General features: G+C 71.2%; 11 protein-coding genes. 3 read left to right on the forward strand and 8 right to left on the reverse strand.

Features of this window, described 5'->3' with window-relative positions:
- Positions 1 to 134: 134 nt before the first annotated feature.
- The 8 genes from ACWD38_RS05070 to ACWD38_RS05105 form a co-directional block, all read right to left on the reverse strand.
- On the reverse strand, positions 135 to 1,478 hold the full coding sequence (locus tag ACWD38_RS05070; RefSeq protein WP_450123387.1) for a lysine N(6)-hydroxylase/L-ornithine N(5)-oxygenase family protein: 1,344 nt from the start codon (positions 1,476 to 1,478) through the stop codon (positions 135 to 137).
- 63 nt (positions 1,479 to 1,541) lie between these two features.
- A complete protein-coding gene (locus ACWD38_RS05075) occupies positions 1,542 to 2,375 on the reverse strand; it encodes a siderophore-interacting protein (RefSeq protein ID WP_184477499.1) in 834 nt (277 codons plus the stop codon).
- A 134-nt stretch (positions 2,376 to 2,509) separates the two neighbouring features.
- The gene (locus ACWD38_RS05080; RefSeq protein ID WP_343071216.1) at positions 2,510 to 3,925 is read right to left on the reverse strand and encodes a DHA2 family efflux MFS transporter permease subunit; all 1,416 of its coding nucleotides are present in this window, start codon (positions 3,923 to 3,925) and stop codon (positions 2,510 to 2,512) included.
- A gap of 20 nt (positions 3,926 to 3,945) precedes the next feature.
- Positions 3,946 to 4,143, reverse strand: coding sequence for an MbtH family protein (locus tag ACWD38_RS05085; protein WP_184477497.1), 198 nt, complete (start codon positions 4,141 to 4,143; stop codon positions 3,946 to 3,948).
- A complete protein-coding gene (locus tag ACWD38_RS05090) occupies positions 4,140 to 11,243 on the reverse strand; it encodes an amino acid adenylation domain-containing protein (protein ID WP_450123388.1) in 7,104 nt (2,367 codons plus the stop codon). Before ACWD38_RS05090 ends, ACWD38_RS05085 begins: the two co-directional genes overlap by 4 nt.
- Positions 11,244 to 11,769: 526 nt before the next feature.
- The gene (locus tag ACWD38_RS05095; RefSeq protein ID WP_450123389.1) at positions 11,770 to 13,086 is read right to left on the reverse strand and encodes a GNAT family N-acetyltransferase; all 1,317 of its coding nucleotides are present in this window, start codon (positions 13,084 to 13,086) and stop codon (positions 11,770 to 11,772) included.
- A gap of 391 nt (positions 13,087 to 13,477) precedes the next feature.
- Positions 13,478 to 14,245 (reverse strand): amino acid ABC transporter ATP-binding protein, encoded by a 768-nt coding sequence (locus tag ACWD38_RS05100; RefSeq protein WP_450123390.1) that lies wholly within the window; start codon positions 14,243 to 14,245, stop codon positions 13,478 to 13,480.
- Positions 14,242 to 15,150 (reverse strand): amino acid ABC transporter permease, encoded by a 909-nt coding sequence (locus tag ACWD38_RS05105; RefSeq protein ID WP_184477493.1) that lies wholly within the window; start codon positions 15,148 to 15,150, stop codon positions 14,242 to 14,244. Before ACWD38_RS05105 ends, ACWD38_RS05100 begins: the two co-directional genes overlap by 4 nt.
- A gap of 351 nt (positions 15,151 to 15,501) precedes the next feature.
- Between ACWD38_RS05105 and ACWD38_RS05110 the strand changes: the two genes are divergently transcribed.
- The 3 genes from ACWD38_RS05110 to ACWD38_RS05120 all read left to right on the forward strand — a co-directional run bounded on the left by ACWD38_RS05110 (position 15,502) and on the right by ACWD38_RS05120 (position 17,964).
- The gene (locus tag ACWD38_RS05110; protein WP_184477491.1) at positions 15,502 to 16,434 is read left to right on the forward strand and encodes an ABC transporter substrate-binding protein; all 933 of its coding nucleotides are present in this window, start codon (positions 15,502 to 15,504) and stop codon (positions 16,432 to 16,434) included.
- A 136-nt stretch (positions 16,435 to 16,570) separates the two neighbouring features.
- On the forward strand, positions 16,571 to 17,530 hold the full coding sequence (locus ACWD38_RS05115) for a hypothetical protein (RefSeq protein WP_184477489.1): 960 nt from the start codon (positions 16,571 to 16,573) through the stop codon (positions 17,528 to 17,530).
- 14 nt (positions 17,531 to 17,544) lie between these two features.
- Entirely contained in the window at positions 17,545 to 17,964 is a 420-nt protein-coding gene (locus tag ACWD38_RS05120) for a hypothetical protein (protein WP_184477487.1), read from the forward strand.
- Positions 17,965 to 18,124: the final 160 nt, after the last annotated feature.

Genomic DNA, 18,124 nt, shown 5'->3' on the forward strand with positions numbered 1-18,124 from the left:
GAGCGGACCGTTTGACCAAGCTGGTCGGACGAACGGGCCGTTCACTCGCTTCCGTTCCTGCGCAGGGTGGAGTGGGCGGACCGTTCGTCCAACGGGGTTGGGCGGACGGGCCGTTCGCTCGGGATGCCGGGGGCTCAGGCGTGTTCGGCGGTGAGGGCGTAGCCGGAGGGCGCGGTCGCCCGGGGCGTGTTGCGGTACCGGAGGATCGAGTCGCGGATGTCGCCCGCCCGGACCGCGCCGTTGGACAGCAGCGACGACGTGATGCCGTGGGTGTGCTCGGTGCCGCCTTGGAAGTACACGCCGCCGCGGACGCCGTCGGTGGTGCGCACCCGGTAGTCGCGGTCCACCTGCACCTGCCCGTCCGCGTCCTGCAGGCATTCCTCCCAGGTGCGCCCGAGGAACCGCCCGGGGTCGCCGGGCCGGCAGCCGGTGGCGTAGACGAGCACGTCGGAGTCGAGCACTTCGCGCTCACCGGTGGGCAGGAATTCGACGGTGACCGCGACGCCGTCGGCGGAGGTCTCGACGTCGGTGACGCGGGAGGCGTTGAGCATCCGCAGCCGTTCCTTGCCCTGCACCTTCTCCTGGTAGGCGCGGGCGTAGAGCTGCTCGATGAGTTCGAGGTCCACCACGGAGTAGTTCGTGTTGCGGTGGTAGTCCATGAGCATCTGCTTCACCCCGGTCGGCGAGGTGTAGAAGTGGTCGACCGCGTCGGGGTCGAAGATGCGGTTCGCGAACGGGCTGTCGTCGGCGGGGGTGTGCCCGTAGCGGCTGAACACCGAGCACACTTCCGCGTCGGGGAACGAGCGGTGCAGGTGGTCGGTGACTTCGGCGGCGCTCTGCCCGGCTCCGACGATGGTGAACCGGCGTGGCTCGGTGCCGTCGAGTTCGCCGACGCGGTGCATCAGTTCGAGGTTGTGCCACACGCGGTCGCCGAGTTCCGCGCCGGGCGGCAGGCTCGCTTCGAGTCCGACGGCGACGACGATGTTGCGGGCGAGCCGGGCGGTGACCTGGCCGGACCCGTGCCGCACGAGCACTTCGAACACGTCGCCGTCCTGCACGGGCCGCACGTCGATGACTTCGGCGTCGTAGTCCGCGAGGTGTTCCAGCCGGCCGGCGGCCCACTCCAGGTAGTCGTGATATTCGACGCGGGTCGGGAACATGGTCTTGTGGTTGATGAAGTCGACCAGGCGGCCCTTGTCCTGCAGGTACGACAGGAACGAGAAGTCGCTGGCGGGCTCGCGCATCGTCACGAGGTCTTTGAGGAAGGAGACCTGCATCGTGGTGCCTTCGATGAGCATGCCGCGGTGCCAGCCGAACCTCGGCTTGCGTTCCACGAAGCTCGCGTCGAGCCGTTCGCCCTCGTCGCAGCGGCGGTTGTGTTCCTCGACGGCCACGGCCAGCGCTAAGTTGGAGGGGCCGAAGCCGATGCCCAGGATGTCCTGGACGTGGCCTTGCACGGGGGTCGGAGCCGCAGACACGGTTGTCCCTTCGCCGGTACCCGGTCGGTGTCGCGCTCGGGCACGGTGGAATCCGCAGACCGCTCAGTCGCGGTCGTGGTTGTATCGGTCGTGGTAGTCGGTTTCGGCCATGCCGGCTTTCCAGTAGCCGATGGCGAGCACCGATCGGGCGTCGAATCCGCGGTCCTGCCGCAGGTGGCGGCGGATGCCGCGGACGATCCCGGATTCACCGGAGACCCAGGCCGACACGTCGTGGCTGTCGGGGATGTCGAGGTCGCGGACGGCGTCGGACAGCAGCGTGGAGCGCCCTGCTGGCACGCCGTCGCGGTGCAGCCAGGTCATCCGCACGTTCGGCGGGCATTCGATGTGCTGCTGGTCGCTGCTCCCGGCGACTTCCAGGAAGACCTGGCCGCGCGCGGTGAGCGGCAGCCCTTCGATGATCGAGGCGATGGCGGGCATCGCGGTCTCGTCGCCGACCAACAGGTACCAGTCGGCTTCCCGGCAGGTCCGGCCGCCGGGGCCGAGCACGCCGAGGTAGTCGCCCGGTTCGGCTGCGCGCGCCCAAGACGCGGCGACGCCGTGGTCTCCGTGCATGACGAAGTCGATGTCGAGCTCGCCGCGCTGTTCGTCGTAGCGGCGCACCGTGTAGGTGCGCATGGTGGGCCGTTCGTGCGCTTCGGGCCACACGTAGCGGCCTTCGTCGTTGAGGACGGGGAGCACCGGGCGGTGCTGACCGGGTTGCGGGACGAACACCTTCACGTTGGGCCCGCTGTGCTGCTCGCGGAACCCGGCGAGTTCGTCCCCGCCGAGGGTGATGCGCCGCATCGAAGGCGACAGCTCCGTCGTGCGGAGCACCTCCAGCGTGCGGGTCGGAGGACGGCGGTGTTCGCTGCGTCCGGGTCGGTCCGCTGTCGTCATCGGCCCTGGCGTTCCTTCCTCACTGTCTCCAGAACGATCACTGGAATTAAGGCTAGCCTAACCATAGAACGGCGGGATGTCTTCCCCGCGGTGGGCCAGATCTCGCCCGAACGCACGACCGGCCGGGAGCGCCGTCAGCTCCGGGCCGCCGGGACCGCCCCGGACCCGCTGCCCTCGTCCACGTCGTGACCAGCATCGGCGCGCAGCGCGGCGGGATTCTTGATGCGCAGCGCCACGAACACGCCCAGCAGCGCGAATCCGGCGGAGACGAGCATCGCCACGTGGTAGGCGCCGAGCGAACCGGACGACCCGGCCCCGCCGAGTGCGAGCACACCGGCCGTGACGGCGACGCCGAGCGCCGAACCGATCTGGCGCTGCACGTTGAACAAGGTGGACGCGCCGCCGGTGGCGGTGGCGCTGATCGTCGCGAACGCCACGACCTGCAGCTCGATCGACGCGGCACCGACGAAGAACCCGGAGGCGAACTGCACGGCCCCCGCCGACAGCGGACCGGTCACCAGGTTCATCGCGGCGAACGACGCGGCGGCGCCGAGCATCGCCGAGGCGATCAGCAACCGCGGCCCCATCCTGGGGTGCGCCCAGGTCACCGCCTGCGAGGCCACCATCAGCCCGACCGCCTTCGGCAGGGTCACCAGCCCCGTCTCCCACGGCGAGGCGCCCATGCCGGACTGGTACATCAGCGTGAAGCCGTAGAGCGTGCCGAGGAATCCGGCCACGCACGTCGCCAGGATGAGGCTGGCCCGCCGGAACGAGGCGTCGCCGAACAACCGCACGTCCAGCATCGGTTGCCGGGACCGCAGCTGGGACACGACGAGCGCGATGAGGCAGCCCAGCCCGACCACCCCCGCCAGGTAGAAGTGCGGGGAGTCCGGCCCGCGCATCGACACCGCGTCCAGCGCGTACATCAGCAGGCCCAGTCCGGGCGCGGCCAGCGCGAACCCGATCAGGTCGAACCGCTTGTGCACGGATTCGACGTGTTCGCGCAGCCGCAGCACGCCGTAGACCAGGGCCAGCACGCCGAACGGCACGTTCACGAAGAAGCCCCACCGCCAGCTGAGCTGCTCGACGAAGAACCCGCCCAGCACCGGCCCGAGCGCGGGTGCCACCGCGGTCGGGATCACCAGCACCCTGGAGAGCCTGATCCGCTCCTGCGGCGGGTAGGCGCGGAACAGCATGGTCAGCGCCACCGGGCTCAGCACGCCGCCGCCCGCGCCCTGCACGACGCGGGCCGCGGTGAGCTGCGTCAGGTCTTGAGCGGCCCCGCACAGCGCGGAGGCCAGCACGAACGCGCCGAACGCGGCCAGGAAGACCTTCTTGGTCCCGAACCGGTCGCCCAGCCAGCCCGACACGGGGATGCACACCGCGAGGCTGACCAGGTAGCCGATGTTGATGGCGCTGGTCGCGCTCGGCGGCACCCCGAACTCGGCGCCGATCGCGGGCAGCGCCACGTTGACGATGGTGGCGTCCATGCCGTTCATGAACATCGCGGCGACGTAGACGATGCAGACCGCGACTTTGGGGTCGTTCACACGCACTGTTGGTTCCCGACTTACGCGCCGTTGCGGACCGGGCGGATGTCCGTCCAGTGCACCTCGATGTGTTCCAGGCAGGCTTCGCGGCCCGCCGGGCCGTGGGCGACCGTCCAGCCGTCGGGCACCTTGATCCGCTCCGGCCACAGCGAGTACTGGTCCTCGTCGTTGACCAGGGCGTAGAACGAGCCCTCGGGGTCGTCGAACGGATTGCTCATGGTCCGGAACTCCTTCGCGGGTCGGGAGCGGGGGCTTCGGTGCGCCGCAGCCGATCTTGGACGATCTCGGCGATCTCGGCGAGCGGGGCGGGCCGGGTCATGTCCTTGTGCTCGCAGGCGATGTCGTGGTTCTCCACGGCTCCGTCCACGTAGGACTCCCACATGCGGGGCGTCAGGGATGCCTTGGCCTGGTTGACGGTGGCGGTGAAGAACAGCACGTCGCCGTGGAACGTGCCGTGGTCGGCCTCGTTCTCCAGCACCGCGCAGTTGGCGAAGTTGTCGATGACGGCCTTCACGGTGTGCTCTTCGAGGTTCGCCAGCGCGCTGCCCTCGGCGGAGAGGATCTCCATCACCTGGTCGCGATGCAGCGGCTGCTCGCCCAGCAGGCCCATGTCGTAGCCGGCCATGTACAGCAGCGCCTTGAGCGCCTCCTCCTCGGTGGGCAGCTCGTCCCACACGTCCTTCGGGTACGAGTCGAGCATGCACAGGAACCGGACCTGTTCGCCCTGGTCCTGGAGCTGGGTGCTCATCTCGTGGGCGACGACGCCGCCGAAGGACCAGCCGAGGAAGTGGTACGGGCCGTGCGGCTGCACCTCGCGGACGTGGTCGAGGTACTCGGCGGCCATCGCCGCGAGGTCGTCCAGCACCGGCGCGGGCTCGTCGAGGCCCCGCGATTGCAGGCCGTAGAGCGGGCGCTGCGGGTCGATGTGCTTCATCAGCCCGGAGAACGGCCAGGCCAGCCCGGCCGCGGGGTGCACGCAGAACAGCGGTTCCTTCGCGCCCTCGGTGCGCAGCGGCAGCAGGATGCCCAGCGCATCGCCCTTGCCACCGGTGCGCACGCGGGCGCCGAGCCCGGCGACGGTCGGGGCGGCGAACAGGCTGCCCACGTTGAGCTTCACGCCGAGCGCCTCGTCGATGCGCGCGATGAGCCGGGCCGCGAGCAGCGAATGCCCGCCGAGGTCGAAGAAGCCGTCGTGCACGCCGACGCGCGGGAGTTCGAGCACTTCCGCGAACAGCGCGCACAGCACCTCTTCGGTGGGGTCGCGGGGCACCGCGGAGCCGACGGCGCCGGCGAGGTCGGGTTCGGGCAGCGCAGACCGGTCCAGCTTCCCGTTCGGCATCAGCGGCAGTGCGTCCACGAACACGATCGCGGCGGGGACCATGTAGTCCGGCAGCGATTCGGCGACGTGCGCGCGCAGTTCGGCCTGCTCCACTTCCCGCTGGGCGACGACGTAGCCGATGAGGCGCTTGTCGCCGGGCCGGTCCTCGCGCACGACGGTGGCGACCTGGCCGACGGCGGGGTGCTTGGCCAGCGACGCCTCGATCTCACCGGGTTCGATGCGGAATCCGCGGATCTTGACCTGGTCGTCGGCCCGCCCGGCGAAGTCCAGCGCCCCGTCGGCACGCCACCGCACCAGGTCACCGGTGCGGTACATGCGCGCGCCGGGCGCGCCGTGCGGATCGGCGACGAAGCGCTCGGCGGTCAGCGACGGGCGGTTCAGGTAGCCGTGGGCGAGGCCGGTTCCGGAGACGTAGAGCTCGCCGACCACTCCCGGCGGCACCGGCCGCAGCGCGGCGTCGAGCACGTAGAGCCGGGTGCCGGGGTCGGGCACGCCGATCGGGACCGACGTGCCGGTGTCGGGTTCGCACTCCCACAGGGTGGAGTTCACGGTGGCCTCGGTCGGGCCGTAGCAGTTGAGCATCACGCGGTCCCGCGACCAGCGTTCCACCAGGTCGGCGGGCACCTTCTCGGCACCGCAGAGCAGCGTCGCGTTCGGCGGCAGGTCCACGTCGGGCGGGAACATGCCCATCACCGACGGCCCGATCGCCAGGTGCGTCACCTCGTGCTCGCGGGCGTAGTCGGCCAGCGGCGCGCCCGGCACCCGCCGGTCGGCGGGCACCACGACGAGCGTGCCGCCGGAGAGCAGTCCCATGCACAGCTCCCAGAACGCGACGTCGAAGCTCGGCGAGGCGAACTGCAGCACCCTGCTCTCGGCGGTGATGCCGACCCGCTGGGTCTGGGTGGCGACGAGACCGGCGACGCCGGTGTGCGGGACGACGACGCCCTTGGGCCTGCCGGTGGAACCGGAGGTGTAGATGACGTACGCCGGATCATCCACTGTGGACTTCCGGGGCGGTGTCGCAGTGGGCTCGGCGTCCCAGGCCGCGCGCACCTGCGCGCTGTCGAGCAGCAGCGTCGGCGCGTTGTCCGGGCTGCGGTCCGAGAACGCCAGCACCAGGCCCGGATCCGCGTCGTCGATCATGTGCTCCAGCCGGTCGGCCGGGTAGTCGGGGTCCAGCGCCAGGTAGGCCGCACCGGACGCGAGCACCGCCAGCAACCCGATGATCAGTTCCGGCGAGCGCGGCAGCATCACGCCGACGATCCGGCCCGGCGCGGCACCGCGCTCCATCAGCAGGTGCGCCAGCGCGTTCACCCGCGCGCCCAGCTCCGCGTAGCTGAGCTCGGTGCCCTCGAAGACCAGCGCCGCCTTGTCCGGGCGCTCCGCGATCCGCTGGTCGAGCAGGTCGGGGAACGTCGCGGGCCGCACGTCCTGGTCCGGGATCGCGTCGCCCCAGTTGAAGATCCGCCGTCGCTCCGCCGGATCGAGCAGGTCCAGGTCGCCGATCGGGGTGTCCGGGGCCGCGGCGGCCGCGGTGAGCAACCGCACGAACCGCGCGGTCAGCGCCTCGACGCTCGCGGGCTCGAACAGGTCCGCGCTGAACTGGGCGACGCCCTCGACGCCGTCGGAGACCTCGCGCAGGCTCAGCGCCAGGTCGAACTTGGCGGCCCCCGCGTCGACGATGTCCACGGTCGCGTCGAGACCGGGGAACTCCGCGTCCACCGCCTCCGCTTCGCCCCAGTAGGCCAGCATCACCTGGAACAGCGGGTGCCGGGCCAGCGACCGCGACGGGTTGAGCACCTCCGCGAGCCGCTCGAAGGGCAGCTCGGCGTGGTCGTAGGCGGCCAGGTCGGACTGGCGCACCCGGTCCAGCAGCTCGGCGAACGTGGGCTCGCCGGAGGTGTCGGTGCGCAGCACCAGGCTGTTGACGAAGAACCCGACGAGCTCGTCGAGCCGGTCGTCGCCGCGTCCCGCGACCGGCGAACCGATGGGGATGTCGGTGCCCGCGCCGAGGCGGGTCAGCAGCGCGGCCAACCCGGCCTGCACCACCATGAACAGGCTCGCCCGGTGTTCGGTGGCCAGCGCGCGGAGGTCCCGGTGCAGCGCGGCGTCGAAGCCGAACCGCACGGCGCCGCCCCGGTGGCTGGGCACCGCGGGCCGCTGGTGGTCGGCGGGCAGCGCGAGCTCGTCGGGCAGCCCCGCCAGCGCGTCCCGCCAGAACGCGAGTTCGCGCGCCGCGAGGCTCTGCTCGTCCTGCTCGTCACCGAGCAGTTCCCGCTGCCACAGCGCGTAATCCGCGTACTGCACCGGTAACGGCGCCCAGTCCGGTTCCGCGCCGCGGCGGCGGGCCGCGTAGGCGGTGGCGAGGTCGCGCAGCAGCGGCGCCATCGACCACTCGTCGGTGGCGATGTGGTGCAGCAGCACCAGCAGCACGTGCTCCCGCTCACCGGTGCGCAGCAGCGTGGCACGCAGCGGCGGCTCCTGCGCCAGGTCGAAACCGTGCCGGGCCGCTGCGGCGAGCTCGCCGTCGAGCTCGGCCTCCGTCGTCTCGACGACCGGCAACTCCGGCTCGCCCGGCTCCAGCACGAGCTGGCGCGGTTCGCCCTGGCGGTCGGGGAACGCGGTGCGCAGGCTCTCGTGCCTGCCCACCACGTCGCCGAGCGCGGCGCGCAACGCGGCCACGTCGAGCGCACCGGACAGCCGCACGCTGATCGGCAGGTTGTAGGTGGCGCTGGGCCCCTCCAGCCGGTGCAGGAACCAGAGCCGCTGCTGCGCGAAGGACAGCGGCACCTCGTCCGGCCGGGGCCGCGGGCGCAGTTCCGGGCGGGGGCGCAGGCTCGGCCCCATCCGCCGCACCAGACCCGCCACGGTCGGGTGGTCGAACAAGGTGCGGATGGACAGCTCCACGCCCAGTTCGCCGCGCACCCGCGTCAGCAGCCGCGTCGCCAGCAGCGAATGCCCGCCGAGGTCGAAGAAACCGTCGTCGATGCCGACCTCCGGCACGCCCAGCACCTCGCCGAACAGCCGGCACAGCACCGATTCGACCGCGTCGCGCGGGCCCCGGCCCGCCGCCTGCGGCGCGAAGTCCGGCGCGGGCAGCGCCTTCGCGTCGAGCTTTCCGTTGGGGGTCAGCGGAAGCGCGTCCAGCAGCACCACCGCCGAAGGCACCATGTAGTCCGGCAGCTCCGCCGCCAAGTGCGATCGCAGCTCGGCGGCTTCGGCGGCCGACACGGCGTACCCGACGAGCCGGTGATCACCGGGCTGGTCCTCGCGCGCCACCACCGCGGCCTGCGTGACCTGCGGATGCGCCGCGAGCCGCGCCTCGATCTCACCGAGCTCGATGCGGAAACCGCGGATCTTGACCTGGTGGTCGGCTCGCCCGACGAACTCCAGCAGGCCGCCGGAGCGCCACCGCGCCAAGTCCCCGGAGCGGTACATCCGGGCGCCCTTCTCGCCGAACGGGTCGGCGACGAACCGCGACGCCGTCAACGCCCGCCGCCCCAGGTAGCCGCGCGCCAGCCCCTCCCCCGAGATGTAGAGCTCGCCGATCACGCCCGGCGGCACCGGGTGCAGGTTCTCGTCCAGCAGGTACACCCGCAGGTCCGGGATGCCGCGGCCGATCAGGCTGCCGTCGCGCCGCGCGACCAGCTCCGGGTCGAGCTCCACGTACGACACGTGCACGGTCGTCTCGGTGATCCCGTACATGTTGATCAGCTTCGGGTCGTCCGGGTGCCGCGCGTACCAGTCGTCCAGCCGGGACAGGTCCAACGCCTCACCGCCGAACACCACGTACCGCAGCGCGAGCTCGAACTCCGGAGCGTTCCGGTCGGCCTCGATGAGCTGGTAGAACGCCGACGGGGTCTGGTTCAGCACGGTGACGCGCTCACGCGCCAGCAGGCCCAGGAACTCCTGCGGCGAACGGCTCACCTCGTGCGGCACCACGACCAGCCTGCCGCCGTGCAGCAGCGCGCCCCACAGCTCCCACACCGAGAAGTCGAAGGCGTACGAGTGGAACAGCGTCCACACGTCCTGGGCCCCGAAGGAGAACCACGGGTCGGTCGCGGTGAACAAGCGCACCACGTTGTGGTGCGGGATCACCACGCCCTTCGGCTGACCGGTGGAACCAGAGGTGTAGATGACGTACGCGGCGTGATCCGACGTCAACGGCCCGCGTTCCCCACCGCGCGGATCGCGCTGGGAATGCTCGGCGATCTCCGCCGCTCCGGCCGGATCGTCCAGCAGCAGCCGCGGGATGTCGGCCGGGAGGTTCGCGTGGTGCGCGGTGTCGCTGATCAGCATCGCGGGCTCGGAGTCCGCGACGATGTAGGCGATGCGGCTCGCCGGGTTCCCCGGATCCAGCGGCAAGTACGCCGCTCCCGCCTTGAGCACCGCCAGCACCGAGACCACCAGCTCCGCCGAACGCGGCAGCGCCAGCGCCACCAGCTGCTCCGGGCCGACGCCGTGGTCGATGAGGCAGTGCGCCAGCCGGTTCGCCCGCGCGTCCAGCTCGGTGTAGGTGATCCGCTCGTCGCCCCAGGTCAGCGCCACCGCCTCCGGGGTGCGGCGGACCTGGTCCTCGAACAGGTCCGGCAGCGTCATCCCCGTGCGGTCGGCTCCGACGGGGCCGCCGTTCCACTCGTCGAGCACCAAGCGGCGTTCTTCAGCGGAGAGCAGGTCGACCTCGCCGACCGTCCCGTTCGCCTCCGCGAACCGGCTCAGGAAGCGCAGGAACCTGTCCTGGTGCGCGGAGATCTCGTCGGCGGTGTAGAGGTCCGGGTTCGCGTCGAACTCGAACCGCATCCCGGTGCCGACGGTGTAGACCGACACCGTCAGGTCGTCGACCGGGCCCGCCGCCAGGTTGTGCACCGTCGCGGAGTGCTCGCCGAAGCACAGGTCGTAGTCGAACGCCTTCACGTTGATCATCGGACCGAACAGCGGCCGGTCCGTGCCCAGCAGTCGCAAGTCCCGGCGCAGGTCCTCACCCCGGTACTGCTGGTGCTTGCGCACCTGGCGGACCGCCTTCGCCACCTGCACGACCAGCTCGTCGCGCGTCGAATCCGGCGCGACCGACAGCCGCAGCGGCAGCACGTTCACGACCATGCCCGGCACCCGCGACGCGGCCGACCCGAGCCGCCCCATCACCGGCAGCCCCAGCACCACCTCGCGCTGCCCCGTCACCCGGTGCAGGTACGCCGCGAACCCGGCGATCAACGCGTCCGGCCAGATCGTGCGGCTGTCCTGCGCGGCCCCGGCCAGCGCGTCGGCGGCTCCGGAATCCACGTCCGCCGCGCGGCGCAGGAACGTGCGCGCCGTCCGGCCCGACCGCCCCGCCAAGGTGCCCGGTTCGGGGCGGTCGGCGAACCGCTCCCGCCAGAACTCCGCATCCCGCTCGAACTTCTCCGACGCCCGGTAGTCCCGCTCCGCCTCCAGCAGCGACTCCAGCGGCCCGAACGGGGACCGCCCCGGCTCATCGCCCGCGACCAGCGCCGTGTAGACCTCTGCGACCCGGCGCAGCACGATGGAGAAGCCGTAGCCGTCGATGGCCACGTGGTGGATCCGCTGGTACCAGAGCCACCGATCGTCGGCCGGCTTCAGCAGCGCCGCCGTGAACAGCCTGCCCTCCGGGCCCCCCACCGCCAGGTCCACCTGCTCGGCGAGGTCGCCGCGCATCCACCGCAGCGCGGCCGACATCGGGTCCGCGTCCCCGCTGACGTCGACCACCGGCAGGCTCGGCTCCCACGGCCGGTCGATCAGCTGCCGCGGACCGTCCTCGGTCTCGACCACCCGGATCCGCAGCGTGTCGGCCTCGGCCAGCACCCTGGTCAGCGCGTCGGCGAACAGCTCCGGGTCGACCGGGCCGTGGATCTCGACGTACTCGCTGGTGTTGTAGATCGGGTTCGCGCGGTCGAGCGCCTGCGCGAACCAGATCCCCGCTTGCGCGGCGGACAGCGGCAGTGACGCGCCCTGCGGCTCCGGCATCGTTCTCCCCACGGGACGCGGACAAAGTAAGGCTAACCTTATTTCACCCGCAGCCCGGTGACCAGAACCCCCACCGCGTGCGCTACCTCTCAGCCCCACCCCCGGAGACGAAGAAGTGAACGGCCCGTCCGTCCAACCCAACGGGACGAACGATCCGTTCACCCCACCCCAACGAGCAAGAACGGACGACTCCCCACTCCCGCCCATCCCTGCCGCCGCACCCGAGTCCCCGCAGCCGGTTTCCGAGTGAACGGACCGTCCGTCCAATCCCTTGGGACAAACGGTCCGTTCACTCCACCCGAGCCCTCGCCCACCTCCGGCGCCGCCGCGCAGGCGGATATGAGTGAACGGACCGTTCGTCCAATCTGGTTGGGCTAACGGTCCGTTCACTCCGGAGCTCTCGAACAGCGGGCCGCCGCCGGGTGACGCCGGGGTCGCTCCTCTCGATGGCTGCTCAGCGCTGGTGAACGGACCGTTCGTCCCATCGCGTTGGACGAACGGTCCGTTCACTCGGACAGGACCGCGATCAGCGGGCGTGGACCATGAGGGCGGAGTTCTTGCCGGGCAGCCCCACCTCGCGGGACCGCTCGAAACCGGCCTTCCCGAACGCCGCCACCGACGCGCCGTTGTGCACGTTGGGCTCCGCGACGACGCGCACGCACTCCGGATCCGCCGCGAGCAGGCCGCGCGCCACCGAGGTCAGCAACGACGAGCCGAGCCCGCGGCCGACGGCGTCCTTCTCCCCGATCGCGATGTGCACGCCGAGATCACGCGGATGCAGCGGGTAGCAGGCGGCGAGCTTGTCCCGCACCACCCGGTACAGCTCCACGTACGCGACCGCGCGGCCGTCGCGGCTCACGATGCACGGCACCGAGTGCTCGCCGCCGAGCTGCGCGCCGAGCTCGTCCTGCCAGCGCTGCAACGACCACGCCTGGTTCCAGTTGACCGCGACGTGGTCCTCGTTCATCCAGCGGTGCACCAGCGCGGGATCCTCGGAGTCCAGCACCACCGGCCGCAACGACCAGCCCTCGTCGAGCACCGGCACCGGAACTCCCGGCACCGCCTCCGCCGGCACTTCGCGCAGCGGGTTCGGCGTTTCGTAGCGCACCGGCGCTACCGCCACCTTGCCCTCGGACAGGTAGCGCAGACCGGAGCCGTTGAGCACGGCCAGGTCCGTCAAGGTGGCGCTGTGCAGCCAGTGCCGCACCATCCGCTCGGTGTCCGGGTAGGTCTCGGCGAGCGCCGCCAAGTCGTGGGCCAGCGCGTCCAGCAGCACCGACTCGTCGGCCACCCCGCGCAGGCCGAACCGCCCGATGACGGCCAGCGAGCGGCGGGTCAGCAGCCGCGCCGTCACCTCGTCCAGGTCGGCGCGGCCATCGAGGTTGCGCAGCGCGGGCGTCACCGTGCTCTCCACGTGCGACGCGAGCCACCTCCGAGCCTCGTCCTGCGTCGACACGCCTTGCCCGAGCACGTCGACGTCGTCGTTGCCCGCCAGCGGATCGATCGCGTCGGTGCGCACCGCGTGCAGCAGCCAGTCGAGCAACGTGCCCGCGCCCTCGGAGTTGATCGGCGCGTCGGCCGGCGCCCGGCCGCGCGCATCCGCCGAGCAGGCCGCGGCGAGCAGCGCCGAATCCGCGACGGCACCGGAGTCCGCAACCCGGATCGGGCCGAAGCCGTGCGCGCCCGTCGGTGAGCGGTAGGTGACCTCGGTGGTGAACCGCAGCGGCCCGATCGTCGCCTTCAGCGGACCCAGCGCGACCGGCGTGTGGGTCTCCGCCAGCCACCTTCGCAACAACACCGCGGCCCGCGGATCCACCTGCACGTTCTCGGTCACACCTGTCACACGCCACCCCTTCACGCTGAGTCGGGAGAGCCGACCCTAACTCAGCCGAACGGTCAACGGACCCCCGTCTCCCGGTGCCCCCGATCACTCACCGCCACCACGTCATCGGAGTGAACGGACCGCCTGCCCAATCCCGTTGGACGAACGGTCCGCTCACTCCACCCGAGCACCACCGACCGGGCGACGACACCGGCCGCACCGTCCGCCGCCGAGTGAACGGACCGCTCGCCCAACGGGATGGGACGAACGGTCCGTTCACTCGACGCTCCTGGCCGCAGCGCCGTCCCGGGCCGTCGACCACCGGGGCTACCGGGTCGGAGTGAACGGACCGTTCGTCCAAGCGGATTGGACGAACGGTCCGTTCACTCGGAAACGCGGTGCGGTGGCGGGGTCAGAGCACTCGGGTGAGGAATTCCCGGGTTCGGGGTTCGCGCGGCGCCAGCAGGACTTCGGCGGGCGGGCCGGATTCGACGACTCGGCCGTCGTCGAGGAACACCACGGTGTCCGCGACCTCGCGGGCGAACCCGATCTCGTGCGTCACCACCACCATGGTGAGCCCGCCGCGGGCGAGGTCCTTCATCACCGCCAGCACCTCCCCCACCAGTTGCGGATCGAGCGCGCTGGTCGGTTCGTCGAACAGCAGCACCTTCGGCTCCATGGCGAGGGCCCGTGCGATGGCCACCCGCTGCTGCTGGCCGCCGGAGAGCCGGCGCGGGTACGACTCCGCGTGCTCCTCCAGCCCCACTTCGCGCAACGCCGCCAGCGCCCGCCGCTCGGCGTCCTTTTTGGACAGACGTCGCACCCCGCGCAGCGCTTCCATCACGTTGCGCAGCGCGGTCATGTGGCCGAACAGGTGGAATCCCTGGAAGACCATGCCGATCTCGGCTCGCTGCCGGGAGATCACCCGGTCCGGCAGCTCGTGGAGCTTGCCGCCGGACTCCCGGTAGCCGACCAGCGCGCCGTCCACCTCGACCCGCCCGGCGTCGATCTTCTCCAGGTGGTTGATGCAGCGCAGCAGGGTGCTCTTGCCGGAACCGGACGGGCCGATGACGCAGGTGACCGTTCCCCCGCCGACGGCGAGATCCACCCCGCGCAGCACCGGCACCGCGCCGAAGCTCTTGCGCACGCCCCGCACTTCGACCATCGCGGACACGCTCATCGACCTCCGATCACGGCGCCGCGCAACCGCTGCCACGGCGTCGGCGCGGATTCTCGTTGCGCTCCGCGGGAATAGTGCCGTTCGACGTAGTACTGGCCGATCGTCAGCAGGCTGGTGACGATCAAGTACCAGACCGTCGCCACCAGCAGCAGCGGGATCACCAGGTAGTTGCGGTTGTAGATCAGCTGCACCGAGTGCAGCAGGTCGTGCACCGCGATGACGCTGACGATCGAGGTGCCCTTCAACGTGCCGATGAGCATGTTCGCCGCGGGCGGCACGATCGCGCGCATCGCCTGCGGCAGCACGATCCGCCGCAGGACGCGGGCGCGGGTCATCCCCAGCGCCTGCGCCGATTCGGACTGCCCGGCGTCGACCGACAGGATTCCGCCGCGCACCACTTCCGCAGCGTAGGCGGCTTCGTGCAGCACCAGGCCGATCACCGCCGTGGTGACGCCGCCGAGCAGATCGACGGTGGGCGCGGAGAACTCCCCGAACCCGATCACCGGGTACAGCGCGCCGATGTTGAACCAGAACAGCAGCTGGACGAGCACCGGAACCGACCGGAAGAACCAGGTGTACCCCCAGGCCACCGCTGCCAGCACCGGGTTCCCGGACAGCCGCATGACGGCCAGCGCGGTGCCGAGCGCGAACCCGAGGACCATGGTCACCGCGGTGAGCCACAACGTCAGCCACAGCCCGTGCAGCACCGCCGGGGTGGCGAAGTAGGCGGCGACGACGTTCCACTGGAAGTTCGGGTTCGTCGCGACCGAGACGACGGTGGCGCCGAGCAGGACCAGCACCAGCACCGCCGCGACCCAGCGGAACGGGCGCCGCAGCGCGACGACCTCGGGAGCCGCCTCCGGCGCGGCCCGGACCGCATCGGGTACGGCGTGCAGATGTGACATGTTCTCCCACCCGTGCAAGGGGAATCGAGAACTCGAACATCCATCTCGCCGTGGAGGTCCGTCAAGCGGTGAGCCCGGCCGTCCCACCCTGTGGCCATCGTTGACGCTCCCGGCGGATCCGGCGAAGCTCACCGGCGTGCCGCATCGGAAGTGCTTGGTCACGCGCGCCCACATCGACCTCGGCCTGGTGTGGTCGGCGTCCTGTCGCCGCCACCGCTGATCCGAGACGATCCCGCGCCACCCGCGCCCGTTCGCGCGTGCCGCACGACTACGCGCGCCCGAACCCCGGGCCGCGCACCGTTCCGCTCGACGCCCGGCCCGCTCTGCGACCGGGCCCGGAAAGGAAGCACGATGCGCACCTCTTCGGCCGCGAAGGCCTTCGCAGGCGGTTTCGCCCTGCTGTTGAGCGGAGTTCTGCTCGCGGGTTGCGGCCCCGTCCCCGATCCGGGCGCGGTCGCGCCGGGCCTCGACGCGCGCGCCGACGTCGTCTCCGGCGTCCAGCGCAGCGACGCCGCGGCAGCGCTGCTTCCCGCGTCGATCCGCGACAGCGGCGAGCTGCGCATCGGCCGTTCCGTCGGAGGTGCACCGCCGTCCGCGTTCTACCTGGAGGACAACCGCACCGCCGTGGGCCTCGACGTCGACATCGCCGAAGCGGTCGCCCGCAAGCTCGGTCTCCGCCTCGACGCGCAGGAGGCCGCCTTCGACACGATCCTCCCCGCGCTCGGCAGCGGGAAGTACGACGCGGGCACCGGCAACTTCGGCGTCACCGAGGAGCGCAAGAAGACCATCGACTTCGCCACCTACGTCCAGGACGGGCAGGGCTTCGCGGTCCGCGCGGGCGACCCCGGCGGTCCGATCACCGACGTGACCCGGCTGTGCGGGCGGACGGTCGGCACCACCAAGGGCACCACCTTCGAGGCCACCCTCACCGCGCACGCCCACCGGTGCGCCGAGATCGGCGAGCCCGCCTACCAGGTGCAGGTGTTCTCCGAGAGCAGCGCGCTGTACTCGGCGCTGGCCCAGCGCAAGATCGACGTGATCATGGGAGCCGTCAACGGCCTGCGCTACGCCGCGACGCAGCAGCCCGCGCTGGAGCTGCGCAACGAGTTCCGCAGGCTCGACGTCGGATTCGCGCTGGCCAAGGGCTCACCGCTGGCGCCGGCGCTGCGGGCGGCGGTGAACGAGCTGATCCACGACGGCGGCTACGCCCGCATCCTCGCCAAGTGGGGCGTCACGCCGTCGGCCATCCCGGAATCACAGGTCAGCCCGCCGGAGATCCACTGAGGACCGTCGGCCGGGGTTTTCCCGCCGATCACTACCTGATCAGGTGGTGCTCGCCCTCCTCCACCGCGCGCGGGGTCCGGATCAGACCTACTCTCCTCGGCGAGTCGACCCTCGCCTGTGGAGAGGAGTGTCCAACGTGGAGGACTCCGCACACGCCGTCGTCCCGCTCCGTCCCGGATTCGACATCCAGGTACGAGGTTTCCATCGCCGCCAGGTCACCGAGCACATCGAGTTGCTCGAGGATCAGCTGCGCATGGTCAGCATCGATCGCAACGAGGCGGTGGCGCTGAATTCCGATCTGCGCCGCCTCTGCGACGACGCGCGGCACGACCTCGCCGAAGCCGAACTCCGCCTCAAACGCATCGAAGCCTCCGACACCGGTTTGCCGCACGCCTCGCAACGCGTGCAGAACATGCTGTCGTTGGCCGAGGAGGAAGTGCAGACGCTGCGCGAACAAGCGCAGCGCCAGGCACAGACCATGCGTGGCAGCGCGGAATACGAAGCCCAACAACTGATCAGCGCGGCCGAGCAGGCCGCCGAGGACATGCGCAGCGAATGCTCCCGCCTGGTCGACGAGCTCGACGCCAGGCAGCGCCAGATCCGCCGGGAGCACGAGCAGAGCCTCGCCGAGATCCGGGAACGCGAGCGCGTCATGCGCCACAACATCCGGGACGAGTACAAGGCGGTGGTCACGGCCGCGAAGGAAGAGGCCGACGAGCTGCTGTCGCGCACCCGGTGGGAATGCGGGCAGCGCGATGCCGAGACCGAGCAGCTGCGGCTCGACGTGCTGCAGGACCTGCACACCAAGCAGGCCCGCATGGAGGAGCTCCGCACCGCCGTTCTGTCCTCTTTGGACAGCGTCGGACGGTTGGTCGGCGCCACCACCAACGAGATCGGCGCGCAGGAGATCGACAACGTCATCGACGCCGAACTCGTCGGCGAACCGGCGCAGCACGTGTGGCTGCCGGAACCACGAGGGGACACCCAGAGCTACCTGATCCCGCTGGGTTCCCCGCTCATGCCGACGAGCTCCGGTGACGCGGAGCCCGCCGCCGACACCGACAGCGAACCGACCGACGCCGTCCAGCGGAACTGATTCGGAGCGAGCACGTGGACCTGATCGTCATCTCCTTCGCCGGTGGTGCCGTGGTGGCAGCAGTGATCTTCTGGCCGCTGCTGCGCCGCGCCCGCCGCCGGGCGCACGCGGACACCCCGCCCACCGGCAAGCACGCGCTGCGCACCCCGCAGCAGCAGGCGAAGCCCACCGGCGACACCGCTCGCCCCGCTGCGGCCGAACCGGACGCGCGCCCAGCGGAGGCCGCGCCGGAACGTGCGGACATCCCGCACCAGGAGACCGCCGCCGACCGCTCCGCGGAGCCGTTGCCTGACCGGCCCGAAACCGACGGAGCGCTCGGGGTCAGCGTCGCGACGCTGCCGACGGCGCTGTTCGAAGAGCACTACGAGGCGAAGTTCCGCCGCACCCGCGACCGCATCGAACGCCTCCGCAACCAACTGCACGAGCAGAACTGAATTCGCCGAACACGATCAACGGCGGCAACGCACCGGTATTACCACCGAGTCGTTGTCGCCGTTTTGCGTCGCCCGCCGCCGAGTGGAGCACTGCGGCGCCGCTGAACGCCCCGCCAGGCGGCGGCCCGGGATGCCTCCGAGCGGAGCCGCGCCCACCGTG

This window comes from Saccharopolyspora sp. NPDC002578, assembly GCF_053592695.1.